This is a genomic window from Planktothrix serta PCC 8927 (assembly GCF_900010725.2).
Lineage (GTDB): Bacteria > Cyanobacteriota > Cyanobacteriia > Cyanobacteriales > Microcoleaceae > Planktothrix > Planktothrix serta.
In genome coordinates this window covers 1-303 of the sequence record NZ_LR734928.1, presented here as the reverse complement: position 1 = coordinate 303, position 303 = coordinate 1, and the positions used below count along the sequence as shown (strand labels likewise).

The window sequence follows — 303 nt, the reverse complement described above, 5'->3', positions numbered from 1 at the left end:
AAAAATATTTTGGCAAAAGGGTTGACAAATCCAGAACTAGCTGATAGATTGATAAGAGTGTCGAAAAACAAAAGACACGCCGAACCTGGACAACTTAAGAGTTTGAAAGCCAAGTTGACACATTTTTTCTCGTCATAGGAATTCAGTCTTAGTCAAGGAGTTTAACACAAACTCTGAAATTAAGCAAAGAATTCCAAAACTTTGAGAAACAAGTTTTGGAGCCAAAAACAACAGATTCTTCAAAATGGAGAGTTTGATCCTGGCTCAGGATGAACGCTGGCGGTCTGCTTAACACATGCAAGT

The 303-nt window shown here is 38.0% G+C and carries 1 rRNA gene; it reads left to right on the top strand.

Annotated elements, in window-relative coordinates:
* Positions 1 to 241 precede the first annotated feature (241 nt).
* Positions 242 to 303 (top strand): 16S ribosomal RNA (locus tag PL8927_RS27670); the annotation flags it as partial.